Source organism: Paenibacillus sp. NFR01, assembly GCF_900111565.1.
Lineage (GTDB): Bacteria > Bacillota > Bacilli > Paenibacillales > Paenibacillaceae > Paenibacillus_AQ.
Genome location: NZ_FOIK01000003.1, coordinates 250,496 through 276,144, shown reverse-complemented (window position 1 = coordinate 276,144; position 25,649 = coordinate 250,496). Strand labels below are relative to the sequence as shown.

Sequence of the window (25,649 nt, the reverse complement as noted above, 5' to 3'; positions counted from 1 at the left end):
GGGCCTCAGTGCTGGGAAAAGTACGCCATACCAACGACAAGCGGGGTGAAGCTTCATATGGATTGGGAGCTTGTATTTACGATTCGCGATGCCCTGCGGCGCCCGCTGTTTGCTGAAGCCGAGATCATCGGCGGCGGAAACGGTCTGGGCCGAGCCATCCGCTGGGTGCATGTGCTGGAGAGCGCCAGCTTTGAAAGCCTGATCCACGGCGAAGAGATGATTTTGACTACGGGGATGGGAGTCAGCACGACACTTTCCTCCGCACTGTCCTTTATGCAGAATCTGATCGATAAAAACGCCGCCTGCCTCTGCATCGAGCTGGGCACCTACTTCAGCAATATTCCTTCCGAAATGATTGAGCTTGCCGACCGCCACGATTTTCCGCTGATCGTCTTTTCCCGTACCGTCCGTTTCGTCGATATCACGCTTGACCTGCACTCCCTGATCATTAACAGGCACCACCGGATGCTGCAGGAGCTGGAGAGCATCTCCCGCGAATTCCACCGGCTGACGCTCACGTCCCAAGGCACACTCAAAGTACTGCAGCTTCTGTGTAAAAGCACGCGCACGCAGATCGCCTACGTGCATCTGCAAGGCAAACCGCTCTTCTTCCCGGCCCTTTCGCCCGAAGATCAGGCGCCGCTCCTGCAATTCTTCGAAACATTCGCCGAATCCGCCGAGGGCCTCCAGCCCGATGCCGCCCCGATCTTCCGGGAGTTCGGCACCAGAACCGTAGCGCTGAAACCGGTCGGCGCGCTCGACCAGACCTGGGCGTACATCCTGATGGTATGTAATTACAAACCTCAAGAATTCGACTGCCTGCTGCTCGATTCGGCCTCGCTGTCGATCGCCCAGGAGCTGCTGCGCACCCGGTATATGGAGGAACGCAAGCTTTTTTCGGAGAATCTCTGGGTCGACGAGCTGATCAGCGGACGCATTGAAGACGAAAGCCGCCTGAAGGCGCTTGTGGGACCCGACTTCAACACCGTCAATGAGCTGCCTTACCGCGTCTGCCTGATCGAAATCGAAAACCCGCGCGAAGTGAAATGGAACAGCTCCGAGCATGAATGGGAGTCCATTGCCTTTCACTTGTCGCTCCTGCTTCGTTCTACCTTCGAGAAATATTCCCTGCGGCCGCTCATTACGCTCAAGAACAACCGCCTGACCGTCATCGCGCTCGACATCCAGTCCAAGCTGCCCGGCAAGCTCCGGTTGCAACAAGCGCTCGACGCACTCCAGCATATCCGCTCCGACGAGAAGCTAAAGGATCTGCAGCTCGTGATCGGCGTCAGCAAATCCCATAAAGGGCTAAAGCATGCCTACGCCGGCTACCAGGAAGCAGTCCAGGCCCTGTCCCTCTATTCCTGTTACCAGAAGCCTATCCTATTCTATGAGGAACTCGGCGTCTTCCAGCTGCTGCTTAGCCTGAACGACGGGCGCACGCTGGAGAATTTCATCCGCAGCTACATTGGCCCGTTAATCGATCACGACGAAGCCAAAGGCAGCGAGCTGCTGCTGACGCTCCGCGTTTTCCTGGACCATGACGGCTCCAAACAGATTGCCGCGCGGAACTTGTTTATCGTCAGACAATCGCTGTATTACCGTCTGGATAAAATCACGGAACTGCTCGGCGAAGATTTCATGCTGCCGGAGAACCGTATTTCCATACAGGTTGCCTTGCGGGCCTACCAGTTCCTGTATCCGGAGAAATTCACCCTGCCGAGCTCCCGTTCAGCACAGCTGTGACGGTATCGATGATGAACTGGATATCCTCATCCGTCGAAGAGAGCGGCGGTGCCAGGGTCAGCACATTGTTAAAGCCGGCGACGGTATCACCGTTTTTGCCGATAATCAGGCCGCGGGCTTTGCATTCCCCGATGATCCCCTTCACCACGCTCAGATCGGCCGGCTGCTTGGTGAGCTTGTCGGCAACCAGCTCGATGCCGATCATCAACCCGAAGCTGCGGATGTCGCCGACGAGCGGCTGCTCCAGCAGCGGCGCCAAAGCCGATGCCAATCTGGCGCCCAGCGTATCCGCACGTTCCACCAGCTGCTCCTGCTCCAGCAGCTCCAGATTGCGCAGCGCCAGCGCGCAGGCGGCCGGATTGCCGCCGAAGGTGTTGACATGGCGCAGGTGGCTGTAGTCGTCGCCGCTGTCTTTGAATGCATCGTAAATCTCCTTGCGCACCGCCGTAGCGGACAGCGGAAGGTACGCGCTCGTCAAGCCTTTCGCAATCGTCACGATATCCGGCTTCACGCCGAAATTATGATGGCCGAATTTGCGGCCGGAGCGCCCGAACCCACAGATGACCTCGTCGATGATCAGCAGCACGCCATGCTTGCGGCAGATCTCCTGCACGCGGTCCAGGTACAGCTGATGCGGCACGATGATGCCGCCGCCGGTGATTACGGGTTCCATGATGACCGCCGCGACCGTCTCCGCGCCTTCCCAGACAATCGTGTCTTCGATGGCCTGTGCGCAGTGGAGGTTAAATTCCTCCACCGTCATGCCGGCCGGACGGCGGTAGCTGTCGGGCGGCGCCACATGGAGAAAGCCGCCGGCAAGCGGCTCGTATTTATACTTGCGCTGCGCCTGGCCGGTCGCCGACAACGCGCCGAGCGAGCTGCCGTGATAACCGCGGTAGCGGGCGATAAACTTGTGACGGTAATGCTGGCCGATCTGCTGCTGGTACTGGCGGGCAATCTTGAACGCCGCCTCGTTCGCCTCCGAACCGCTGTTGGAGAAGAACACGACATAGTCGCCGCCCAGCCATTCGCTGAGCTTCTCCGCCAGCGCGATGGCCGGTGTATGGCTCTGTGTCAGCGGGAAATACGGCAGCTTCAAGAGCTGCTGATAGGCCGCCTCCGCCAGTTCCTTGCGCCCGTACCCGACGTTGACGCACCACAGGCCGGACATCCCGTCCAAATACCGTTTGCCGTCGAGGTCGGTCACCCATGAACCGCTTGCCTCCGCCGCAACCATCGGTGGATTCTGTTCGTTGTACGGCGTGATATTATGCCATAAATAACGCTGGTCCTTCTGAATCGCCAGCTCGGTTTCTCTCCCCAGGCTTTGCACAGCGCTCGCTCCTCTCAAAATCCCGCTCCGCTAATAGCGCGCAGTAATCATTTTTTTGCGGGTGTAAAATTCAACGCCGTCCCGTCCGTTGGCATGAAGGTCGCCGTAGAACGACTTCTTGTAGCCCGAAAAAGGAAAAAAAGCCATCGGCGCCGGTACGCCCAGATTGACGCCGAGCATGCCTGCATCCATCTCCTCGCGGAATTCGCGGATCGCCTTGGCGCTGTCGGTATAAATGCAGGCGCCGTTGGCAAACGGCGACGCATTCGCCACCGCGATCGCTTCGCTCAAGTCCCTCACCCGCACCACGGACAGCAGCGGCGCGAAGATTTCATCCTTCCAGATGCTCATGCCGGGCCGCACACGATCAAAGATCGTCGGGCCGAGAAAATACCCCGTCCCTTCCGCGGCGGCATCCTTGCGGCCGTCGCGGACAAGCACCGCGTTCTCGGCAAGGCCTGCTTCGATATACCCCATCGTCCGGTCCTTGCTGGACTGGCGGATGACCGGGCCGAGGAAGACGCCGTCTTCCCTGCCGTCGCCGATCTTCAGGCCATCGGCGGCCTCCACCAGCCGGCCGAGCAACTCGTCGGCGATGTCCTCATGCGCGACGACGACGGCGCAGGCCATGCACCGCTCGCCTGCCGATCCGAAGGCGGCGGCGATGATGTTCTTGACGGCGTTGTCCAGATCGGCATCCGGCAGCACGATGGAGTGGTTTTTGGCGCCGGCCAGCGCCTGCACTCTTTTTCCGTTCGCCGCACCGGTTTTGTAGACGTATTCCGCCACCGGCTGGGAGCCGACGAAGGAAATCGCCTTCACGGCTTCATGCGTGAGCAGCCCGTTCACGACTTCATGCGCCCCGTGCACGACATTCAGCACGCCGGGCGGAAAACCCGCTTCGGCGAACAGTTCCGCCAGCCGATTGGCCAGAAGCGGCGTCCGTTCCGAAGGCTTCAGCACGAAGGCATTGCCGCAAGCGATGGCCAGCGGGAACATCCAGCAGGGCACCATCATCGGGAAGTTGAACGGGGCGATCCCGCCGACCACGCCGAGCGGATAACGGTACATCCCCGATTCGATCCCGGTCGCGATATCCGGCAGCTGGCTGCCCATCATCAGCGTCGGGGCGCCGGCGGCAAATTCCACACATTCGATGCCCCGCTGCACCTCGCCGAGCGCCTCCTCCAGGCTTTTACCGTTCTCCAGAGTGATCAGCTCCGCCAGTTCTCTGCTGTGCGCGGCCAGCAGCTGCTGATATGCGAAGAAATAACGGGCCCGCCGGGGAACGGCAATCTTTTTCCAGCTTACGAAAGCTTCCGCCGCCGCCGTTACCGCAGCTCCCAGTTCCGCTTCACTGGAGAGCGGCACCTTGGCGATTACCTCGCCTGTCGCCGGATTAAAGACCTCCTCTTCGCGGCCGGACGCCGATTCGGTCCAGATGCCGTTGATATAATTTTTCACTTTTACCGTCTGTCTTGCCGCCAGCGACATAAGCGCACCTCTTTCCCGATGCCGATGATAAGAGATGACCGCCGGCGAAGGCGGTCATCCGAATGATTGTATAAGCCAAACCGTTATTTGGATGCCATCTCCACAATCTCGTTCGTGTACGCTTCGTCCACTTTGGACGCCGTTTTGATAACGCCGAATTTAAGCGCGATATCCGCCGTTTGCTGGAACGCGGCCGCATCGGTATACCCCAGCTTGGAGACGTCGAAGCCCTCCGGCTGAATCAGCTTGGCGACCTCGGTCATCATCGTGAGCTGATGCTCGCGGGTCGTGCTGCCTTCCTCGGCCAGCTTCATGACGCTGTCTACCGCCGCTTCCGGATCGGCAATCGCGTCCTTCCAACCCTTCAGGGAAGCGCGGACGAATTTTGCCGCCGTCTCCTTGTTGGCTTCCAACCATTCCTTGTTGGCGAACAGATTGTCTTCCAGCATCGCCACGCCTTCATCGTTCATGTCGATGACGTTCAGGTCTTCGGCCTTGATGCCGGATTCCAGCACGACCTGATATTCGTTATAAGTCATTGCCGAAGCCGCATCGATCTCGCCGCCGAGGAATTGGTCCATCGTGAAGCCCTGCTTCGTAAAGTTCAGATCCTTGTTTGAGTCCAGCTTGTATTTGTCGAAGAGTGCCAAAATTTCAAACTCGTTGCCGCCCATCCAGTTGCCGACTTTTTTGCCCTTGAGGTCCGCCGGACCGTTAATGCCTGCGTCCTTTTTGGAGACCAGCACCAGGCCGCTCTTCTGGAAAATCTGCGCGATCTGCACCAGCGGCATTTCCTGCTCCTGGCTCGTCAGCAGGCTCGCCACCCAATCCACGCCGATATCGGCGGAACCGCCGGCCACCTGCTGCTCCGGCACGATGTCCGGTCCGCCCGGCAGGATTTCGACATCCAAGCCTTCATCGGCATAATACCCTTTATCCTTGGCCAAAAAATAACCGGCGAATTGTGCCTGCGGCACCCATTTGAGCTGCAGCTTGACCTTGACCGGCTCGGCTGCCGGCGCTTCCGTTGCCGCCGCATCCGGGGAAGCCGACGCTTCCGCACCGCCATTCGCCTCAGCTACCGGCGCACCCGCATTGTTATTGTTGTTGCCGCAGCCCGCCAGAAGTGAAAAGACCATTACCAGTGCCGCCAACAACAGTCCGCCGCGAAATTTGCTTTTTTTCCGTTTCATCAAGGCCAACTCCCCCTACCAATTTTGATTTTTTGTCTCGAGCGGGTCACAGCATGGTATCGTTGTACAGCTGTATGCACACGGCCGCGGTGGCGCAGACGCCTCTGTCTTCGCGCTGCGCTCCGGCCGGATGTACCTATAACAGGTCAGGCGCGCTGGGAAGCATGCCAGCGGATAAAGATCTTCTCCAGCCATTCGATAACCAGGTAAAAGAGAACGCCGGCGATGGCCGCAAGCACGATGCAGGACCAGCCAAGCGGCATCTTCGCCACCTTGATCGAGTTGGACAGCAGGTAACCGAGACCGCGCGAGGAGAAAAAGAACTCCCCGACGATGGCGCCGATCATGCTGGCGGTGGCGTTGATCTTCAGCGCGGTGAACACATACGGCAGGCTGTTCTGAATCCGCAAATACCGGAATACCGCCGGCTTGCCTGCAGCGTAGGAATGCATGAGATCCAGCGCCAGCGGATCAACCGCCGTCATGCCCTTATAGCTGTTGATAGCCATCGCCGCCATCGTTGTCGCTACGACAATGGCGGCGCGGGAGCCGATGCCGTCGCCGAACCACAGGTTCATGATCGGGGCGAGCGCCACGATCGGCACGGCGTTCAGCGCGGCCACCAGCGTCAGGCTGCTGCTGCCCCAGCGCGGCCACGCCGTTGCCGCCAGTGCGATCAGGAAGCCGCAGGCGGAGCCGAGCAGCATGCCGACCACCGCTTCGGTCAGCGTGTAGCCTGTATAGGACAGCAGCAGGCTGAAATTGTCCCTCAGCGCTTCGTATATGGCCGAAGGAAGCGGAAGCTGATATTTTTTGAGATCAAAGAGCTTATGGAAGACCTGCTTTTCCCACAACAGCAGGAACAGCGCACCCAACAGAAGAGGCAACACCACCGACGGATTAAAAATGCGCCGTATGATTTTCCGCTTTTTGCGTGGATTCGAAGATGCCGACGCGCGTTTATTCGTTGTTATAAGAGATACTGCGGATCCGTCATTCCCGGCCGGGGCTAAAATAGCCGCTTCGCGTACCGAAGTTTCTTTCATCCGCGGTCGCCTCCTTTCGGCCGGAATTCCGGCTGCCAGGGCGCGGCCAATCGCTCGATGAGGCCCATCAGCCAGTAGCTGGCGATGCCGAGCAGCGCACCGACGAGGACGGTGGACCAGAACATGTACGTATGCGAAGGGCCGTAATAGAGGTTGCGGAGCATGATGACGCCGATGCCATGCTGCGCACCCATCAGCTCCACCAGAATCGCGCCCGTCACGGCCAGCGGCGCGGCGATCTTGAGGCCGCCGAACAAGCCCGGCAGCGAGGCCGGCAGCCGCAGCTTCCAGTAGACGGCCCAGGATTTTGCCGCGTAGGAATGCATCAGTTCTACCGCCGGCAGCTCTACGCTGCGCAGACCGCGCAGCATATTCAGCGCCACCGGGAAGAAGGTGATATATCCCGAGATGATGATCCGCGACACCTGCTCGTCGCGGACAATGCCGTAGATGATGGGCGCCAGGCCCAGAATCGGAATCATTTGCGAGGCGATGGCATACGGAAAAGCCAGCCGCTCAATCGTCCGGGAGAGGCTCATCAGCACGGCCAGCAGCACGCCTGCCGCCGCGCCGAGCAAAAAGCCGACGCCCGCATTGCCGAAGGTCGCTCCCCCTTCTTTCAGGAGTGTACCGCTGTATTTCCACAGCGTCGCTGCCACTTCATGAACGTACGGCAGCTTCGACTGGGCCAGCGGCGTCTTGGCCACATGCAGCAAATACCAGGACATCCCCTCCCATACCGCAAGGAGCAAGACGATCCACACCAGCAGCGGCAGCAGCCGGCTGCTGGCCAGCGCGCTGTTCCCTTTCATGGCTACACCCCTTCGAAGCTGTCGCGGATTCTCGAGATCAGCTCGTAAAATTGCGGGCTGTTACGCATCTCCGCCGTACGCGGACGCGGCAGCGGGATGTCGACGATGGCCGACAGCCTGCCGGGATGCGGCGAGAGCACAAACACCCGGTCCGACAGGAAAATCGACTCCGGAATGCTGTGAGTCACAAAGACGATCGTATTCTGCACTTTGCTCCATACGGAGAGCAGCTCTTCATTCAGGCGTTCGCGCGTAAATTCATCCAGCGCGGAGAAGGGTTCATCCATCAGCAGGATTTCCGGCTCCATCGACAGCGCCCGGGCAATCGCCACGCGCTGCTGCATGCCTCCGCTGAGCTGCCAAGGATATTTATCGGCGAAGCCTTGAAGGCCTACCAGATCAAGCAGCTCCAGCGCTTTGTCTTCCCGGACCGACTTCTTGACGCCCATCAGCTCCAGCGGCAGGGTAATGTTGTGCTTGACCTTCCGCCAGTCATAGAGCACCGGGCTTTGAAATACGATGCCGTATTTCTGCGCCAGCCTCGCTTCCCTGGCGCTTTTGCCCGCCACGTTCACCTTGCCGCCGGTCGGCGCAATCAGATCGGCCATGAGCCGCAGCAGCGTCGTTTTTCCGCAGCCCGAAGGACCCAGCAAAGAGACGAACTCCCCCTTGGCGATATCCAGGCTAACCTGGTGAAGCGCAAGAACGTCGGCCGTTTCCGTCCGGTAACGCATTTCCACGTTCTGCAGTTGAATTTCAGGCATTCTCGCCGCTACCGATGACATGTAGAACTCCCCCTTCACGATCTGCACTCGTTGTATATGACAGTTTATATAACACGAAAAATCCGTTTCCGACAATAACTTTTAATTACGATGTAGGATTAACTAACATGTTACACGGAAGGCTCCACCCACTCATTAGACAAAGCGTAAAATTGCACTTCTTAATTTCCGGCATTTTGTCTAGCCGGGCAAAAAAACCTGGTCATTTATGCAAAGGATGCCGATATTGAAGTTATATACCCTTACATTTGTAGCCCTAAGGAAGCATCATGTGCTCCCAGGCAATCTGTGTTACTATTTAACTATCATTTCATTAATAACAGGAGACAAGCCGCGATCTATGGACTCTTTGATCTCTAATTATATTGTCGTCGTCTGCATCTCCGGCGTGCTCAACGCCCTGCTTGCCTTAATCGCTTACTACAAAAAAACCGATTTCACCGGAATCAACGCGTTTATCATCAGTTCCGTTGCTTCGGCTATTTATACCTTCGGCTTTGCGCTGGAACTATCGGGCGACACGCTCCGGGAGATCGGCTTCTGGGTAAAGGTCGAATACCTGGGAATGCCTTATATCGCCCCGTCCAGCCTGCTGATGGTCATGCATTTCGTCGGACTGGACCGGCTGATCAAAACAAAGCTGCTGACCTTCCTGTACAGCATCCCTGTCCTCTCGACTCTGCTGGTATGGACCAACGACTATCATCATCTGTTTTACCGCTCGATGTACCTCCGCGAAGGAACGCCGACGCCGATGGTCGATATCGTCATGGGCCCCTGGTACATCGTCCAGGGCAGCGTGACCTTCGGCTGCCTGCTGGCCGGAATGTTCCTGATGCTGTGGCAGTGGAACAAGATGAAGCGGATCTACCGCCGGCAGATGGTCACCATCCTGATCGGCCAGTTTCTCCCGGCGCTGGGCGCCTTCCTCTATTTGATGAACAAGACGCCGTACGGCATGGACCCTGTCCCGGTCATCATGAGCGTAACCTCCACGCTGTATATCTGGGCCATCCTCTCGCGGGGAATGCTCACCGCAGCGCCGATCGCCCGGGAGAATCTGTTTGAGAGCATGCGCGACGGGGTCCTGGTCACCGACCGTTACGACATGCTGATTGACTACAACCGGGCAGCGGCGGAAATGCTGGAGGGGCTGGACACATCGTCGATCGGACGCCCGCTCGCCCAGCTCTTCCTGCCCGCCGGTGCCGAAGCCGTCCAATATGTCATGCATTCCGACCCGTTGGAACGCGAGGAACGGGAGCTGGCCTGGAAGAAGGTCGACGGCATGAACTATTACCAGATCCGTTCGTCCCCGGTTACCAAGCAGGACGGCCAGCTCGCCGGCCGGATGATCATGCTGATCGACGTCACGGAGCGGACGCTGCTTCAGGAACGGCTGAAGGTGCTGGCGACGACCGACAGCCTTACTGGCATTTATAACCGGATGCATTTCATGGAGCTCAGCCGCCAGCTGCTCGCGGAGCAGGCCGAAACCGGCATGGATGTGTCGGTCATCCTGCTCGACATCGATTTTTTCAAGAACATCAATGACCGGCATGGCCATCAATTCGGCGACATGGCGCTGAGGCATATTTCAGCCGTCTGCGAGAGGCATCTCCGGGAACAGGATATTTTCGGACGCTACGGCGGCGAGGAATTTGTCCTTTGCCTCCCGGACACCGATCTGGATGAAGCCGCGCAGCTTGCGGAAGAAATTCGTGCGGATATCGCGGCAAGCCCGTTTTATGCACTGTCCGGCCCCATCCATGTAACGGCAAGCTTCGGCGTAGCGGATTCCTCGCGCCCCGGCATCTCGCTGGAGGAGCTGCTCTCCGAAGCGGACCACGCGCTGTACACGTCCAAACGGAGCGGCCGCAACGCCGTCCATACCTCGAACGGCGGCGGGATTTCCGCATTTGTGCCGCATTAGGCCGCAGCCGCCAAAAAAACCACCGCAGATACCGATGCGGTGGTTTTTTTGACGTTATATTCCGCTGGTCCTGCGGCGGCAAAAGCGCCCTTGCCTATGCTCCCGTTCAAACGCCGGCCATAAAATATTCGACGCCTTGGCTCAGGTCGCGGGGAAGTTCGTTCAGCCCCAGGTAATCCTTCAGCTCGAGCACCACGCGGGTGCGGTCTTTGCCGAAGACGTCGACCAGCCGGGCAAGCCGCTCCCAAGGATCCAGTTCCCGGCGGAAGTCGTCCGGCGAAAGCGGAACGCCGTGCGACTCGACAATCCAGTCCGCCCCGTAGGCGTAGATGGTTTCGAGCAGACGGAGAAAACCGGTGCTGCTGTACCGCCGCGGTCCGCCATACACGGAAGGCCCCAAGGCATCACCGACAAACAGGACGCGATCCTCTTTCACATACAGCATGCAGGAATCATCCGCATGGTCGCCCCCGACATGGGTCAGCTCGCAGGTCACGCCGCCCAGCTCCAACACCGTACGCTGATCAAACACCACATCCGGAGGAACCACCTTCACCTGTGCTGCATCGCCGTATTCCAGCCGGATATGTTCAGCGCTCGCCTCGTTCAGAACGCCCTCTGCGGCCAGAAGGGCCAGTTCGGCTTCGTGCCATTCCAGGGCTGACAGCCGCTTCAGCGCTTCAGCTGTTCCGGTATGGGCAACCGCCGGCAGATTCCATGCCGCCATGCCGAAGCTGTGATCCCAGTGCCAATGCGTGAGCGCCAGCAGCGACGGTAGCTCCAGACCCTGGCGCTGCAGCTCCTCGCGGAACAGCCGGGCATGGGCCGGCGAATTGCCGGCATCCAGCAGCAGCGTCCGCCGCTGGCCGGCGATTGCCGCAAGGATCGGCCGGTCCGTCTCGTGTTCGGCGTGCATAATGACAATATGCGGGGTAAGCCGCTCAAATCGATGCTCCATTTCTTCTCCTTCCGCGGAACCGCCTTAGGCCGGCTGCAAACGCCCGCCGCAAGTATATCCGCGCCTTCTTTTGGTGATAACAGCACCCATAGCGGTAAAATAACCCTTATGCACCTTATACTTTTATCATGACGCAAATCTCCGGGTGAATCAAATGTTTGCAACGGGAACATTCCCGTTTATATAAATGTTAGCCATGAATGGACGAAATCCCTCACATAAGGAGCGTTCCGCATGATCAAAATCGGACTGACCGGATTTTCGGACCATGAAGAACTGTACGGCAAAATGAAATCCACCGAGCGGCTTGGCGCCTACAGCGCCTATTTTTCGTTCGTGGAGATCGACAGCTCGTTCTATGCCGTGCTTCCCGTCAAAAATTACGCGCGCTGGGTCGAGCAGACGCCGGACAATTTCCGTTTTGTCGTCAAAGCCTATCAGGGCATGACCGGCCATTTGCGCGGCAAAAAGCAATACTTTGAATCGGACCGGGACATGTATGAAGCCTTCCACAAGTCGATTGCCCCGCTCAGGGAGGCTGCCAAACTGACCATGGTCCTGTTCCAGTATCCGCCGTGGTTTGATTGCAGCAAGGAGAACGCCGAACACCTGCGCGAAACAAAGGAGCGTATGGAGGATGTACCGGTCGCGGTCGAATTCCGCAATGCTTCGTGGTACAGCGGGGAGCTGCGGGAGCGTACGCCGGCCTTTCTGCAGGAACTGGGCTGGGTGCATACCGTCGTCGACGAACCGCAGATCGGGACGGCGTCGGTGCCCCTCGTGCCCGTAACTGCCAACCCGCAACTGACTTATGTCCGCCTTCACGGCCGCAATGCCAGAGGCTGGAGCCAGGGCGCCAATCCCGACTGGCGCAAAGAACGTTATCTCTACCGTTACAGCACGGAAGAGCTGGAAGAATGGCGGGATCGGCTGCTGGCGCTGGAACCGACCTGCAAGGAGCTCTATGTCGCCTTTAACAACAATTCCGGCGGCGATGCCGGCCCGAATGCGCAGCAGCTTCAAGCGCTCCTGGGTATCGACGGCGGCCTTGCGCCGCGACAGCTTGACCTATTTTCCTAAGGACTACATATTACATCTTCCAATTGAACCTACAGGAGGCGTACCCGATGATGCGAAATCATACGATGATGCAATTTTTCGAGTGGCATGTGGCGGCGGACGGGGAGCACTGGAAACGGCTGGCCGAAAAGGCGCCGGAGCTCAAGGCGGTAGGCATTGACGCGGTATGGATCCCGCCCGTGACGAAAGCCGTATCCCGGGAGGATACCGGTTATGGCGTATATGACCTGTACGATCTGGGCGAGTTCCCGCAGAAGAACACGGTGGAGACCAAATACGGGACGAAGGACGATCTCGTGCAGGCCATCGCGGAATGCCAGAAAAACGGCGTAGCCGTCTACGTCGATCTGGTCATGAACCATAAAGCCGGCGCCGATGAAAAGGAGACGTTCAAAGTCATCGAGGTCGATCCGCATGACCGGAACAAAGAGATTTCCGAGCCGTTCGATATCGAAGGCTGGACAAAGTTCACCTTCCCCGGCCGCGAAGATAAATATTCCTCTTTCAAATGGAACTACACGCACTTCAACGGCACCGATTACGATGCCAAACGGGACCGTACCGGCGTATACCGGATTCTCGGCGACAATAAGGGCTGGAACCCGAACGTGGACGACGAATTTGGCAATTACGACTACCTGATGTTCGCCAATATCGACTACAGCCACCCCGAGGTCCGCAAAGAAATGATCGAATGGGGAAAATGGCTCGTAGACACGCTGCAGTGCAGTGGCTACCGGTTAGATGCGATTAAGCACATCAACCACGATTTCATCAAAGAGTTTGCCGGCGAGATGCTGAAAAAACGCGGCGAGGATTTCTACATCGTCGGCGAATTCTGGAATTCCAACCTGGAGGATTGCCGCCGGTTCCTGGACACCGTCGATTACCGGATCGATCTGTTCGACGTATCGCTGCATTACAAGCTGCACGCGGCCTCGCAGGCAGGCAAAAGCTATGATCTGTCCAAAATACTCGAAGACACGCTGGTGCAGACGCATCCCTTGAACGCCGTCACCTTCGTCGACAATCACGACTCCCAGCCCCATGAAGCGCTGGAATCCTGGATCAGCGACTGGTTCAAGCAAAGCGCCTACGCCTTGATTCTGCTGCGCAGGGACGGTTATCCCGTCGTGTTCTACGGCGATTATTACGGCATCGGCGGACCGGCCCCGCTGGATGGCAAAAAGGCGGCCCTCGATCCGCTGCTGTATGTCCGCTACCATAAGGCGTACGGCGAGCAGGAGGATTATTTCGACCATCCGAATACGATCGGCTGGGTCCGCCGCGGCACGGACGAGCTTCCGGGCTCGGGCTGCGCGGTTGTCATCGGCAATGGCGACAACGGCGACAAGCGGATGTTCGTCGGCGAAGCGCGGAGCGGCGAAGCCTGGATCGACTACACCGGCAATCTGGACGCAACCGTAACCATCGGCGAGGACGGCTGGGCCGTGTTCCCGGTCAAAGGCGGAAGCGTCTCCGTCTGGGCGATGCCGGATGAAGATCAAGACTGATCGAAGCTTACGCTAAAAAAGAGGTGAACCCGCCGGCCGGATGGCCGGCGCAGGTTCACCTCTTTTTGCGTGCGCATTGCGTATAACGAAACTTAATGACGGGCTGTGACTTTTCCTCCGTCGTCCCACACTCCGCTGTCTCCGCCGAGCACGCGGCTCACCGGATATACTCTCCAGACGGAAGCGACCACGCCGGCCGACAGAACCGCCTTGATCAGATCGCCGGGAATAAACGGCCACATGCCCGCGGTGAGCGCCTTGGAGAGCGAATCCATCTCCATCGAATGCGCCAGCCACCATACGCCGCCCGGATAGACCAGCAGCGCGCCAAAAATGAAATTGACGGCCAAGAGCTTGAGAAACGTATATTTATTCTGTGCCATCCGTACGCCAAACCAGCCGATCAGCCCTGCGGCAACCGGCCAGGACCAGATATACCCCGCCGTCGGTCCGGACAACACGGCAAGTCCGCCGTTCCCGCCCATAACCGGAAAACCGGCAGCGGTCAGCCCAATCACAATCAGGACGGCCAGCGTACCGTAGCGCGGGCCGAGAATGCAGCCGGTCAGCATGACGGCCAGCGTCTGCATCGTAATCGGCACCGCCGAAAATGGCAGCGAAATTTTCAAGTAACTCATCGTAATAATGACACCGGCGAATAAGGCGCTGAAAATCACGCCCCGGGTCGTCCAAGGTTTCATATCCGGCAACACCTCCGTTTTTTTAAAAGATCATTATATGAATCTCTGGGGTAATTTAGAACACTATATCATCCCCGCCGGGATACAGCAACGGGTGAATCTCTGCTATAATCAAGGGCATTCAGGGGAGGAACGAAGCCATTATGATCGATGCAAGCGATTTGACCTTATCCTACCGGGACGGCCAGCGCAGGCTGGACGCCGTCCGGGGGGTGTCCATACATATCGGCCAGGGCGAGTGGATCGCGCTGACCGGCAGCAACGGCAGCGGCAAATCGTCGCTGGTCCGTATGTTCAACGGGCTGCTCTCGCCGACGTTGGGCAGCCTGCATGCTGCGGGCCTAGACATGCGGCGCCCGCAGAACCGCTCGGCCGTCAAGCGGCAGATTCAGCTAATCTTCCAGAATCCCGAAGCCCAGACAGTCGGCTCCACGCCGTTCGAAGACGTAGCCTTCGGGCTGGAGAACCGCGGCATCCCGCCGGAAGAAATGGCTCGAACCATTCTCCGGGTGCTGGCGCAGGTCGGGCTGGCGCATAAGGCGGCGTCCGCCGTCGGCACCTTGTCCGGCGGCGAACGCCAGCGCCTGGCCGTGGCATGCTGTCTCGCGCTGGAGCCGGAAATGATTATCTTCGACGAAGCGACGTCGATGCTCGACCCTGCGGGCAGAACCGATATCCTGCGGCTGGCCCGGGAACTGTGGGAGCAGGGCATGACGGTGTTATGGGTGACCCAGCGGCTGGAGGAGCTGGCGCTCAGCCCGCGCGCCGCCGTCATGGACGAAGGACGGCTGATCTTCGACGGCGACTCCCGTTCCTTATTCTACGCCTCCGGCCTGCCGGAACGGCTCGGCTGGACGCTGCCGCCCGCGGTCCGCATCGGCCGGCTGCTGCACGCCAAAGGCTGGGCACTCGCGGAGCTTCCGCTCACAGAGCTGGAGCTGGAGGCCATCCTATGAGCATCCGCGCGGAAGGCATTGCTTACCGTTACGACAGTACCCCGCTGCTGCACGGTATTGATCTGGAGATCCGGGAGGGCACGCTCGCGGTACTGTGCGGGGTCACCGGCAGCGGCAAGTCGACGCTGCTACGGCTCCTTTCGGGCCTGCTGGCTCCGCAGCAGGGCCGCATTCTTTATGCCGGCGGTCCGGAAGCGGAGATATCGATCGTGTTCCAGCAGCCGGAGACGCAGCTGTTCCTGGGCAGCGTCAACCAGGAGGTTGAATACGGGTTGAAGGAACGCAGCATGCCCAAGGCAGAGCGGCTGCGGCAGGTCTCCCGGGCGCTCGGCGAGGCCGGGTTGCCGCAGGAGATCTTCGGCGAGCGCTCGCCTTTCCTGCTGAGCGGCGGCGAGAAACGCCGCCTGACGCTCGCCGACGCCGCGGCCGTCTCGCCCCGGGTGCTGCTGCTCGACGAGCCGACGGCCGGGCTCGATCCGCGGGCAGCCGCGGCGCTGCTGGCGCGGCTGCAGGAGCTGCGGCGCGGCGGCATGACGCTCGTCGTCGCCACGCATGATCTGGACAGCTTCATCCCGCTGTCCGATCAGGTCATCGTCATGGCGGGCGGCGCCGTCGCCTATGACGGACCGCCCGGGCCGCTGGCGGAGCGGCCCGGCATTTGGCAGGCGGCGGGGCTCACGCCGCCTGCTTACGCCGCCATCGGCCACCGCCTGATGGCGCGCGGCTGGCTCGGGCGGATGCCGGAGAGCATGGAGGCGCTGCTGGCGGAGCTGGAGGCCCGCCCGCTCCCGCCGCCTCCTCCCCGGCATCCGGCAGACGCCGCCGCAGCCCCCGCCGGGCTGCGGCCGGAACCGTCCGGCCCGCAGGAGGCAGGGCCGGACCCGGCAGCGGGGGGACGCGGGCGCTGGCAGCGCCTCGACCCCCGGGTGAAATGGCTCGGGATGATGCTCGGCACGCTCGTCATCCTCGGCATGGACCAGTGGCCGCCGCTCCTGCTCGCGGCGGCGCTCATGGCCGGCCTCATCCGCTCGGCCGGTATTCCGGGGCGGCGCTGCCTGCGCTTCTTCCGCCCGTTCCTGCTGATGTTTTCCTTTCTGTGGCTGCTGTCAGCACTGAGCTGGAATACCCCGGGCGCCGGTTCGGGCTTCTTCAGTTATGCCGGGTTTGTCCGCGGGGGGATTAACGTTCTGCGGCTTCTATTGCTGATCGCGCTCGGATTCCTCTTCACCGAGACGACCACCGGCGCGCCGCTGCGCGAAGCGCTGGAATGGGCGATTGCGCCGCTGCGCCGGCTCGGGATCCGTACACGGAACGCTTCGCTGGCCGTCTCGGTGACGCTGCAGTTTATTCCATGGATTCTGGATAAACTGGTCCAGCTGCAGACGGCGCTGCGCTCGCGCGGCAGACGAAAAAGTGGCAAGCCGCGCTGGACGCCGCGACAAGCCGCTCTTCTGACCGTACCTCTGCTGATTCTCGTGATCGGGATGGGCGATGACCTAGCCGCGGCCGTTGAATCGCGCGGCTATGATCCGGACAAAACCCGGACGCCTTCATTCCAGCTGCAGTGGCGCAAGGCGGACACTGCGGCGCTCGCCGCCATCCTGGTGACGGCGGCGCTGCTGTGGGGATTCTCCCGCTTCAGCTGAAAGCGAAGCTGAGCAGATGAAGCATAGGCTCTCTCGGCGCAAGGCCGGGGTCTTGGCGATGCCAGCTTCCCTGGAGGCCAAGCTCCCGGCAAGCCAGCTCAAAGTTGCAGGCAGCGATGCCGATGTCGATCCGCTGCATATCGAAGCCAAGCTTGGCGCTGTAGCCCAGCGTTTGCTTCAAATAGAAGTGCACCTGACGGCGGTCCGGGGACAATACCAGACGCCAGGGCTGCCGGTTCGAGGCCGAAGGGCCGATGCGGACCATCTCCAGCGGCTTGTGCAGTTCTCCCGCGGCTTCGGCGGTCAGAGGCCGGCCGAACGCGCCGTCGAAGAACAGCTCGTTCCACGGCTTGCGCTGATCGGCTTTGGACATGAAGCGGATCGTGGACTCCATCAGCCGCGGTTTGTCATGGGTGTACCCGAGCGGCGTGATGCACGGAATAATATGCCCCGGAGCCAGCGACAGCTCGCGGGCAAAGGATTTGCGGGTGAACGACCCTCCCAGCCAGCAGGTACCAAGCCCAAGGCTGGTTGCAAACAGGATTAGCCGCTGAAACGTATAGCCGAATTCCAGGACCGCCTGCTCCGAGGCCGGAATACAGCCTGCAAGATAGGCCTGGGGATTGCGAATAAATCCGTAGGTACCCAGCTTGAGGCCTTTGCCGCTTTCCTCCCTGGCTTCCTGCCCGGCATCCACCCATTCAACGGCCGCCTGGCCGCCGAACGGGCCGCGCAGCAGCGTCTCATCCGCAAGATAGTCCATGATCGCCCGCCGGTCCTCCCCGCGGATCGGCGTCCGGGCATACGTGCGGACCGATTTTCGTTTCTCCATGGTCGCCGCGGCGGGGAAAACCGGAATTACCGGCGTTTCCGTTGTCATCAGAATCCTGCCTCCTTGTCGCAAAATAAAAATGGCATCCACGTTCAGACTGTGCGCGGATGCCATTCGAATGTTTTGCGTTTTTTTTCACAATCCTATTTTAGCATCTGTACGGAAGGCTGTATAGGATTCGCCGCGGCGGCTTGTCCTACACGCGGATATCGAACCGGCCTTGACTGTCCGTCGTAGCGGTTTCGATTTCCTGCGAGCTGGCCGCGCTGTTCGCTCTGCTTCCCGGCGGCGGTCCTTGCGGCGGAGGCCCTTGCGGCGGCGCTCCGGCTGCACCGGCTCCAGACGGGGAAGAAGCGCTGTTTGATTTTTGCTCGATCTGCGCTTCCAGGGTCTTGATCTGCGTCTCGAGCTGCTTCGTTTTGGTCTCTTTGGTTTTTTCGTCTTCTTTGCTTGCCTTAAGCTTCTCCAATTCGGCTTCCAGCCGGGCTTTCTGCTTCTCGAGCGCCGAGGTGTCCGAGGAAGCTGACGGGGATGAGGTATAGGTAGCGGAAGATGCTGAGGATACGGATGATACGTTCATGCGAATCCCTCCTTTCACCCTCCGAGTATAGTCCCTTTCCCTTGTCCCAACGTTAAAACGCGCTGAAAGTTTGCTGAAAGCCTGTCGGCCGGTTATCTTCGCGCTTTATAGCCGGCATTTTGCGCCTCATCCAGGCGGCCGGAGGCCTCCCGCCGCGGTTTGCGGTTTACCAAGCCAACGCTGAGCAGGATAATGACGAGGCCGGCAACGGTGTTGGCATAGATCCGCTCCTGCAGAAAAAGCGCGCCCCAAAGCAGCCCGAACACCGGCACCAGGAAGGTCACGCTGACCGTTTTGACCGGACCGACGCTGCGCATCAGCCGGAAATACAGCAAATAGGCGGCAGAAGTGCAGAGCAGCGCCAAGCCGAGAACGGAAAATACCGTGGCGGCTGAAGGCAGCGCATGAGGCAGGAAAAAGACCGCCAGCGGCAGAAGCGCGGCGGCGGCGCCCAGCTGCTGGCCGGCGGCGAGTGCCAACGGCTCCAGCCCGCGCCCGACCCTGGCGGCATACAATCCGCCGAAACTGTAGGAGAGCGCCGCGCCCAGCGAAGCCAGGACGGACAGCACGACCGTGCCCTCAAGCGGGACGGGGCTAAAGCCGACCAGTACGGCAACGCCGCCCAGGCCGGCGATCAGCCCGACCATCCGCGCGGCGCCGGGCTTCTCCTGCTGCACGCCCCAGGCGGCCAGCGCGGTAAACATCGGCGTAGTGGCGTTGAGAATCGCCGCCAGCGACGCGCTGAGCTCCAGCTCCGCGATGCAGATCAGTGTAAATGGCAGCGCGGCATTGATCGCGCCCAGCAGCAGGAACGGCTTCCAATGCTTCCAGATCTCAAGCGGCCGCTTCGTCAGGGCTGCGTACAGCAGCAGCGCGGCCGCAGCCAGGCTGACCCGCAGCTCCGTCGTAAATACCGGCCCCAGCTCCGGAGAGGCGATACGCATAAACAAAAAAGAAGCGCCCCAGGTCATGGCCAGCAGCAGCAATGAAGCAAAATCCTTGCGATTCATCCGTCTTCCCGTCCTCCTATCATTCTATTGATTCATCATATTACCGCAGCAAAGACCTAAAGATCAATGCTTTTGCTCGCATTCCCGTTATTTTCAGGCTCGGCCGCTTCCGAATAAACAACAAACCGCCCGTGAGGGCCCGGAGAGCACTCGGTTAAGTGCTTCGGGACGCCCCGCAGGCGGTGGCTTGTTTAAAGCGTCTTTTATTGGGAAAGGGCGGTAAGCCCGTCATGCTTCCGCAGCCAGCCGCGGGCGGCTTCGACCTCGCCGGTGCTCAGCCTATGGCCCTGGTTGCTCCAGTACACGGATGCTTCCGCTCCGGCGCCCTGCAGCAGCTGCTCCAGCTCCTCCGTCTCTTCCCTGCGGACCAGCGGATCGTTGGTGCCTGCCCCGATGAATACCGGAACGCCCTTCAGCTCCGCCAGCTTCATGCCGCGCAGCGGCACCATCGGGTGCAGCAGGACCGCCGCTTTGAACAGCGCGCTGTAATGGAACAGCAGGCTACCGGCAATATTCGCCCCGTTGGAGTAACCCACCGCAATGAAGTTGCCGGGGGCAATGCCGTATTGCTCTGCTGCTTCATTCAGAAACTGCTTCATTTCATGGGTGCGGAATACCAGATCCTCTTCATCGAATACGCCTTCGGCCAGGCGGCGGAAAAACCGCGGCATGCCGTTCTCCAGCACGTTGCCCCGCACCCCCAGCAACGAGGCGCCGGGGGAGAGCATTTCCGCGAGCGGCAGCAGATCACGCTCGTTGCCGCCGGTGCCGTGGAACGTCACCAGTACCGGCAAGCGCTCATCCGTTCCTTTGCGGAAAACGTGATTCATGCCTTTTTCACCCCGATCTCACGGACTTCAAACGCCGGCAGATTCTGTTCAATTGCCGCGCGGTGCGGTTCGTACCAGGCGGGGAGCATCAGCTTCTCGCCGAGCGCTTCCGGCGCTTCGTCCCGGGCAAAGCCTGGAGGATCGGTCGCGATCTCGAACAGGATGCCGCCTTCCTCGCGGAAGTAGATGGCGTTGAAGTACTGCCGGTCCTGCACCGGCGTCGGCTGGTATCCGTCACCGAACACTTTTTCGCTCCATTCGAGCTGCTCGGCGTCGTCTTTGGCCCGCCAGGCGATATGATGGACTGTACCTGTGCCTCCGGAGCCATGCGGCACCGGCGAAGCCTTCAGGTCGATGATGTTACCGATGTCGGCCCCGGAACGGAAGCGGATATAACCGTCGCCTTCGGCGATACGCGTAAGTCCCAGTGTGCGGGCCAGCGTATCCTCCGTTCTCTCCGGATTCGTGCTGAAGAGCACCGCGCCGCCGAAGCCTTTGATCGCATGCTCTTCCGGTACGCCGCCGAACGTCCAGGCGCTTGGCGCCCCGTCTTCTCGTTCGACCAGCTCGATCCGCAGGCCGTCATAGTCGGCAAAGGACAGATACGATTCTCCGATACGGGTGGTATGCGTCACCGGAATTTCGTAATCGGCCAGCCGTTTTTCCCAGAATCCGAAGGAGCCGGCCGGAACGGCGTAGGTCGTAATGCCGACCTGGCCGCCGCCGATTCTGCCCTTGCGTCCCGTCGACCATGGGAAGAACGTAATAATTGTGCCCGGTGCGCCTTGCTCATTGCCGAAATACAGGTGGTAGACCTCCGGAGCGTCGAAGTTGATTGTTTTTTTCACCAGCCGCAGGCCGAGAATCCCCGCGTAGAAATCCGCATTGCGCTGTACGTCGCCGACAAAAGCCGTAATATGGTGAATGCCTGCCGTTTGTTGTGTAGTCATGATTATTACCTCCAGTTTTATATTTGAAAATGCGAACTAATCATGCGTGCGTCAATCTTAATTAAACAAAACCGCATCCAGCGAAATGGAACCTGCTCCGGTTACCGCAACGCCTACAGCCACTGCGAGCAGAATCAGCGGAAATTCCACACCGTTCGCCGTAGACCAGAAGCCGTTAGGCGCATGCACCTTGACGATGGCACCCAGCATCGCCCCTGCGATAAAGAGCGCCGCCAGCGGCGTCAACAGTCCGGCTGCGAACAACAGCCCGCCGACAAACTCCAGAAGTCCCGCCGTGACCGCCATTGCCACGCCCGGTTTGATGCCGATGGATTCCATCCAGCCCCCGGTTCCCTTCGGACCGTAACCTCCGAACCAGCCAAACAGCTTCTGTGCACCATGCCCGATAAAGATAACCCCGATCACCAAACGAATAACCAACAATCCTACGCTCACCATTTTAAATACACTCCATTCTCTTTGATTTAATTATCTTAACGTTAAGATATCTGCTAAAAAAATTTTTGTCCTTTCTTAAGCAGCCTTCCAGCCTCGCCGACAATTCTTTATCCTTACCTGTTTACCGCCGGGTATGACGGCGCGGATGTCCGGGACTCCCGGATCTTGCAAGCTTTGCGGCTTGTTCCGCGCTACACGCCTTTGCCCAGCTTCTTAAGCAGTTTGATCGCCTGCTGCTTCTCTTCCGGATCCAGCCCGCCCATCAACTGATGAATGGATGCCGTATGCTTGGGAAAAATATCGTCGAACAGCTCCCGGCCCGCCTCGGTAATCTCGGCATAGGTCACGCGGCGGTCATCGCTGCATGGAACGCGTCTCAGCAGTCCGCGCTTCTCCAGCTTGTCGATATTGTAGGTGATGCTGCCGCTCGTGACGAGAATCTTCTCCCCGATCTGCTGCAGCGGGATGCGCGTCCGGTGGTACAGCACCTCAAGCACCATAAATTCGGCGGAGGCCAGCCCGTGGCTCTTCATATCCTTGACCGCCTGATCCATCAGGCTGCGGTAGGCTTTCGACAGAACGACAAACAGCTTGAGCGACATGGCCTCTTCCTGATTGGGAAGCTGCTCCGCCGGTTTGGCAATTCCGCTATTCTCGTTCATGGTCATCACCTCCTGTGTAGTTATCTTTAAGTTAATTATCTTTAAGTTAAGATAAATATAACCCCCTTTGAATCGTTTGTCAACACCTCTGTTAAAATAATCATAATATCATCCGAAGTCATCTGAAGATTGCCGCCGCAACGCACGTTCCTTCCTTAAACCCCTTCCCGCTCTTGACGTCCATTTGACCTGTTTTGCAAATCGGCGTAGACTTTTGATTTAAACGGACACGCTTGCCGTACCTGTAAACATACATGGCGGGATATACCGTCCCTTTCCCGGAAAGAGAAAGCTTCCCTTCTATATAACTTGTGTATGTCTTGTGTTTTGCATCCACTCAAATCCCATCTGCCTGGAGGCTACTCGATCATGACCTTTCAAGAACACTCTTCCCCGGCCGCTGCCGATCCGAACAGCGGCCCTGCTGCGCCGCGCGTGCTGATCGTCACCGCCGTCGAGGCGGAGCGCGACGCGGTCCTGCGCGGCCTGGGCGGCAGCGGCCGCTTCGATGTGGTCGCGGCGGGGGCCGGGACCGCCGCGGCGGCCGCGGGCACCGCGGCGATGCTGGCGGCCGGCCGCTACGGCTGCGTCGTCAGCGCGGGCATCGGCGGCGGCTTCCCCGGCCGCGCACCCGTCGGCTCGCTGGTCGTTGCCAGCGAGCTAATTGCCGCGGACCTCGGGGCGGAGACCCCCGAGGGCTTCCGCAGCGCGGCCGAGCTCGGCTTCGGCCGCGTGCTCGTTCCCGCCGCGCCTGCGGCAGCGGCGGCCCTGGCGGCCGCGCTTGAAGCGGCCGGCTTGCCTGTCAGCACGGGGCCTGTGCTGACGGTGTCCACGGCGACCGGAACCGCGGAGACGGCCGCCGCCTTGCTCGCGCGGCACCCAAGTGCCGCCGCGGAAGCGATGGAAGGCCACGGGGTCGCCGTGGCCGCCGAAGCGCGCGGGCTCCCTGTGCTGGAGCTGCGCGCGATCTCGAACCCGGTCGGTCCCCGCGACCGGGCCGCCTGGAAAATCGGCGAAGCCTTGGACATGCTGTCCAAGGCCGCCGCGATACTAGTGGAGGTGCTGTAATGACCGACGAACTGAAGATTGCTTTTTCGCCATGCCCGAATGATACCTTTGTCTTTCACGCCTGGGCGCACGGCCTGGTGCCGGATGCTCCCAAGCTTGACGTCATGTTTGCCGATATCGATATTACCAACGGCCTTGCTGCGGACGGCGCCGGCCCGGAGGTACTCAAAATCTCCTATGCCGCGCTGCCCTGGGTACTGGACCGCTACAAGCTGCTGCCTTGCGGCGGCGCGCTTGGCCGCGGCTGCGGGCCGCTGGTGCTGACCCGCAAGCAGGAGGGAGCGATTGCCCGGCCGGAACGGCTGTCCGGCCGCCGGATCGCCGTGCCGAGCGAGCGTTCGACCGCTTACCTGCTCTTCCGCCTGTGGGCTGCGCAGCATGTGCCGGGCGGACCGGCGGAGATCGTCGTCATGCCGTTCGACGAGATTATGCCGGCTGTGCGCGATGGCAAAATCGATGCCGGCCTCGTCATTCACGAAGCGCGGTTTACCTATCCGTCTTACGGTCTTGAACTGCTGACCGATCTCGGCAGCTGGTGGGAGAGCGATACCGGCCTGCCCATTCCGCTCGGGGCCATCATCGCCCGCCGGGAGCTGGACGATGCCGCCATCGCCGGATGGATCCGTGCCTCGCTGCGCCATGCCTGGGATCACCCCGGCGATACCCGGGAGTTCGTGATGAGCCATGCCCAGGAGCTGTCGCCGGAAGTCGCCAAATCCCATATCGACCTGTACGTGAACGAATTTACGATGGATCTGGGCGAAGACGGCTATGCCGCTATTACCGCCCTGCTGGGCCGCGCTGCGGCGGAGGGGCTTGTCCCTGCGTTTGATTTGGCGCTGCTGCGATAGATGCACCTGAACCCCAAGGAGGAGATTACAATCATTCCCGAAGGCAATCGCCAGGAGAATATAGACCGTTTCCTGGGATACCAGGATACGTACGACCGCTTCCGTCCCGAGGCGCCTCCGCTGGTTGCCGAGCTGCTTTGCCAATATCTCGGCGGCCGGCCTGCGGCAGTGGCGGATGTCGGCTGCGGCACCGGGCTGTCGACGCTCATCTGGGGCCAAGCCGCCGACCGCGTGACCGGCGTAGAGCCGAATCCCGACATGCTGAGCAAAGCACAGGAGAAGTTGGGCCGGCTGCCGGAGGGGCAGGCTACCGTGTCTTTTATCCACGGCTATTCTAACCAGCTTCCGTTTGCTTCGGGCGCGCTGGACATCATCACCTGCTCGCAGTCATTCCACTGGATGGAGCCGTCCAGCACCCTGCTGGAGTTCGCCCGCTGCCTGCGGGAGGGCGGCCTCTTCGCCGCTTACGACTGCGACTGGCCTCCGGTGGTTCACCCGCAGGTCGAAGCCGGCTACGGCCGGTTGATCGATAATGCCGACAAGCTGCTGCATTCGCTGCAACCCGAGAAAGAGCGGGCCAGCAAATGGAACAAAGAAGGACATCTGGCGCAAATTCAAAAAAGCGGCCATTTTTCCTTTAGCCGCGAAATCGTGTTCCATCATACCGAGAATTGTGATGCGCAGCGGTTCATCGGCCTGGCGCTGAGCCAAGGCGGTCTTCAGACGGTACTGAAGCTGGCGCCAGAGCAGCTGGAGCAGGATATTGCGGAATTTGCCCGTACGGTCGAGGCGTATTATGCTGGCCGCACGCTGCCGATGCTGCTGGGCTACCGGATGCGGATCGGCGTGAAGTAATCGGGTATGCAGGCGCGGTACAGTTGGTCCCGCGTGTGACCTCACTTCTGGTCTCACGTTCAGTCTCACTTGCAGTCACTACAGACTCACTTGTGTTCTGGCATGTAACCTCGCTTGTGACCCGGCCCCCCTTCTAACGGACCTGAGCGCCGCTATTTGCGGAAAAATCGGTTATTTCCCATTCCAACGGACCTGAGCGCCGTTATTGTTACTTTTACCTAGCTATTTTCGGCCTTTTGAAGTGAATAACGGCTCTCATGTCCGTTAATTTGGAAATTGACACCTTTTGGATCAAATAACGGCTCCTGTGTCCGTTACGTGGTGAGCAAGCAGCGTTGGAAGGAGTTGCACGGAT

24 protein-coding genes are annotated in these 25,649 nt (G+C 59.9%); 9 read left to right on the top strand and 15 right to left on the bottom strand.

The window, feature by feature from the left end; genetic code table 11:
* Positions 1–57: 57 nt before the first annotated feature.
* Entirely contained in the window at positions 58–1,746 is a 1,689-nt protein-coding gene (locus BMW84_RS16115) for a PucR family transcriptional regulator (RefSeq protein WP_091070184.1), read from the top strand.
* Here BMW84_RS16115 and BMW84_RS16110 read toward each other — a convergent pair.
* The 6 genes from BMW84_RS16110 to BMW84_RS16085 all read right to left on the bottom strand — a co-directional run bounded on the left by BMW84_RS16110 (position 1,712) and on the right by BMW84_RS16085 (position 8,409).
* Entirely contained in the window at positions 1,712–3,079 is a 1,368-nt protein-coding gene (locus BMW84_RS16110) for an aspartate aminotransferase family protein (protein WP_091070182.1), read from the bottom strand. The two genes, BMW84_RS16115 and BMW84_RS16110, sit on opposite strands and share 35 nt — an antisense overlap.
* A 30-nt stretch (positions 3,080–3,109) precedes the next feature.
* The gene (locus tag BMW84_RS16105; RefSeq protein WP_091070181.1) at positions 3,110–4,573 is read right to left on the bottom strand and encodes a CoA-acylating methylmalonate-semialdehyde dehydrogenase; all 1,464 of its coding nucleotides are present in this window, start codon (positions 4,571–4,573) and stop codon (positions 3,110–3,112) included.
* Positions 4,574–4,656: 83 nt separating this feature from the next.
* Entirely contained in the window at positions 4,657–5,766 is a 1,110-nt protein-coding gene (locus BMW84_RS16100; RefSeq protein WP_091070179.1) for an ABC transporter substrate-binding protein, read from the bottom strand.
* Positions 5,767–5,912: 146 nt separating this feature from the next.
* The gene (locus BMW84_RS16095) at positions 5,913–6,812 is read right to left on the bottom strand and encodes an ABC transporter permease (RefSeq protein WP_254773013.1); all 900 of its coding nucleotides are present in this window, start codon (positions 6,810–6,812) and stop codon (positions 5,913–5,915) included.
* A complete protein-coding gene (locus BMW84_RS16090) occupies positions 6,809–7,624 on the bottom strand; it encodes an ABC transporter permease (RefSeq protein ID WP_091070178.1) in 816 nt (271 codons plus the stop codon). Before BMW84_RS16090 ends, BMW84_RS16095 begins: the two co-directional genes overlap by 4 nt.
* Positions 7,625–7,626: 2 nt before the next feature.
* Positions 7,627–8,409 (bottom strand): ABC transporter ATP-binding protein, encoded by a 783-nt coding sequence (locus tag BMW84_RS16085; RefSeq protein ID WP_091070176.1) that lies wholly within the window; start codon positions 8,407–8,409, stop codon positions 7,627–7,629.
* A 340-nt stretch (positions 8,410–8,749) separates the two neighbouring features.
* Between BMW84_RS16085 and BMW84_RS16080 the strand changes: the two genes are divergently transcribed.
* Positions 8,750–10,342, top strand: coding sequence for a histidine kinase N-terminal 7TM domain-containing diguanylate cyclase (locus tag BMW84_RS16080; protein ID WP_175498837.1), 1,593 nt, complete (start codon positions 8,750–8,752; stop codon positions 10,340–10,342).
* A 106-nt stretch (positions 10,343–10,448) separates the two neighbouring features.
* Here BMW84_RS16080 and BMW84_RS16075 read toward each other — a convergent pair whose 3' ends face one another.
* Entirely contained in the window at positions 10,449–11,300 is an 852-nt protein-coding gene (locus BMW84_RS16075) for an MBL fold metallo-hydrolase (protein WP_091070172.1), read from the bottom strand.
* A 234-nt stretch (positions 11,301–11,534) separates the two neighbouring features.
* Between BMW84_RS16075 and BMW84_RS16070 the strand changes: the two genes are divergently transcribed.
* A complete protein-coding gene (locus BMW84_RS16070) occupies positions 11,535–12,380 on the top strand; it encodes a DUF72 domain-containing protein (protein ID WP_091070171.1) in 846 nt (281 codons plus the stop codon).
* Positions 12,381–12,427: 47 nt separating this feature from the next.
* Positions 12,428–13,894, top strand: a complete 1,467-nt coding sequence (locus tag BMW84_RS16065) for an alpha-amylase (RefSeq protein WP_091070169.1) — start codon at positions 12,428–12,430, stop codon at positions 13,892–13,894.
* Positions 13,895–13,986: 92 nt separating this feature from the next.
* On the opposite strand, the gene BMW84_RS16060 is transcribed toward BMW84_RS16065, so the two are convergent.
* Positions 13,987–14,595 carry a biotin transporter BioY gene (locus tag BMW84_RS16060; RefSeq protein WP_091070168.1) on the bottom strand — a complete coding sequence of 203 codons (609 nt, stop codon included), beginning with the start codon at positions 14,593–14,595 and terminating at the stop codon, positions 13,987–13,989.
* 143 nt (positions 14,596–14,738) lie between these two features.
* Here BMW84_RS16060 and BMW84_RS16055 point away from each other — a divergent pair, with 143 nt between their 5' ends.
* Positions 14,739–15,551: an ATP-binding cassette domain-containing protein gene (locus tag BMW84_RS16055; RefSeq protein ID WP_091070166.1), complete on the top strand. Its 813-nt coding sequence runs from the start codon at positions 14,739–14,741 to the stop codon at positions 15,549–15,551.
* Positions 15,548–17,197, top strand: a complete 1,650-nt coding sequence (locus tag BMW84_RS16050; protein ID WP_091070164.1) for an ATP-binding cassette domain-containing protein — start codon at positions 15,548–15,550, stop codon at positions 17,195–17,197. Before BMW84_RS16055 ends, BMW84_RS16050 begins: the two co-directional genes overlap by 4 nt.
* On the opposite strand, the gene BMW84_RS16045 is transcribed toward BMW84_RS16050, so the two are convergent.
* The 7 genes from BMW84_RS16045 to BMW84_RS16015 form a co-directional block, all read right to left on the bottom strand.
* The gene (locus tag BMW84_RS16045) at positions 17,190–18,077 is read right to left on the bottom strand and encodes a nitroreductase family protein (protein WP_254773012.1); all 888 of its coding nucleotides are present in this window, start codon (positions 18,075–18,077) and stop codon (positions 17,190–17,192) included. The genes BMW84_RS16050 and BMW84_RS16045 overlap by 8 nt on opposite strands.
* 148 nt (positions 18,078–18,225) lie before the next feature.
* Positions 18,226–18,609: a FlxA-like family protein gene (locus BMW84_RS16040; protein ID WP_091070163.1), complete on the bottom strand. Its 384-nt coding sequence runs from the start codon at positions 18,607–18,609 to the stop codon at positions 18,226–18,228.
* Positions 18,610–18,701: 92 nt separating this feature from the next.
* Positions 18,702–19,619 (bottom strand): DMT family transporter, encoded by a 918-nt coding sequence (locus BMW84_RS16035; RefSeq protein ID WP_091070161.1) that lies wholly within the window; start codon positions 19,617–19,619, stop codon positions 18,702–18,704.
* 203 nt (positions 19,620–19,822) lie between these two features.
* Entirely contained in the window at positions 19,823–20,449 is a 627-nt protein-coding gene (locus tag BMW84_RS16030) for an alpha/beta hydrolase (protein WP_091070159.1), read from the bottom strand.
* On the bottom strand, positions 20,446–21,399 hold the full coding sequence (locus tag BMW84_RS16025; RefSeq protein WP_091070158.1) for a ring-cleaving dioxygenase: 954 nt from the start codon (positions 21,397–21,399) through the stop codon (positions 20,446–20,448). The genes BMW84_RS16030 and BMW84_RS16025 overlap by 4 nt, the downstream gene beginning before the upstream one ends.
* Before the next feature lie 57 nt (positions 21,400–21,456).
* Entirely contained in the window at positions 21,457–21,858 is a 402-nt protein-coding gene (locus BMW84_RS16020) for a DoxX family protein (protein WP_091070156.1), read from the bottom strand.
* Positions 21,859–22,049: 191 nt separating this feature from the next.
* The gene (locus BMW84_RS16015) at positions 22,050–22,520 is read right to left on the bottom strand and encodes a MarR family winged helix-turn-helix transcriptional regulator (RefSeq protein WP_091070154.1); all 471 of its coding nucleotides are present in this window, start codon (positions 22,518–22,520) and stop codon (positions 22,050–22,052) included.
* A 369-nt stretch (positions 22,521–22,889) separates the two neighbouring features.
* Between BMW84_RS16015 and BMW84_RS16010 the strand changes: the two genes are divergently transcribed.
* From BMW84_RS16010 to BMW84_RS16000, 3 genes are read left to right on the top strand one after another with little or no spacing between them, the layout of a single operon-like run.
* On the top strand, positions 22,890–23,588 hold the full coding sequence (locus tag BMW84_RS16010; protein ID WP_091070152.1) for a futalosine hydrolase: 699 nt from the start codon (positions 22,890–22,892) through the stop codon (positions 23,586–23,588).
* A gap of 11 nt (positions 23,589–23,599) precedes the next feature.
* Complete coding sequence (locus BMW84_RS16005; protein ID WP_091070550.1) at positions 23,600–24,439, top strand: 1,4-dihydroxy-6-naphtoate synthase; 840 nt, start codon at positions 23,600–23,602, stop codon at positions 24,437–24,439.
* A gap of 30 nt (positions 24,440–24,469) precedes the next feature.
* Complete coding sequence (locus BMW84_RS16000; protein ID WP_091070548.1) at positions 24,470–25,294, top strand: class I SAM-dependent methyltransferase; 825 nt, start codon at positions 24,470–24,472, stop codon at positions 25,292–25,294.
* Positions 25,295–25,649: the final 355 nt, after the last annotated feature.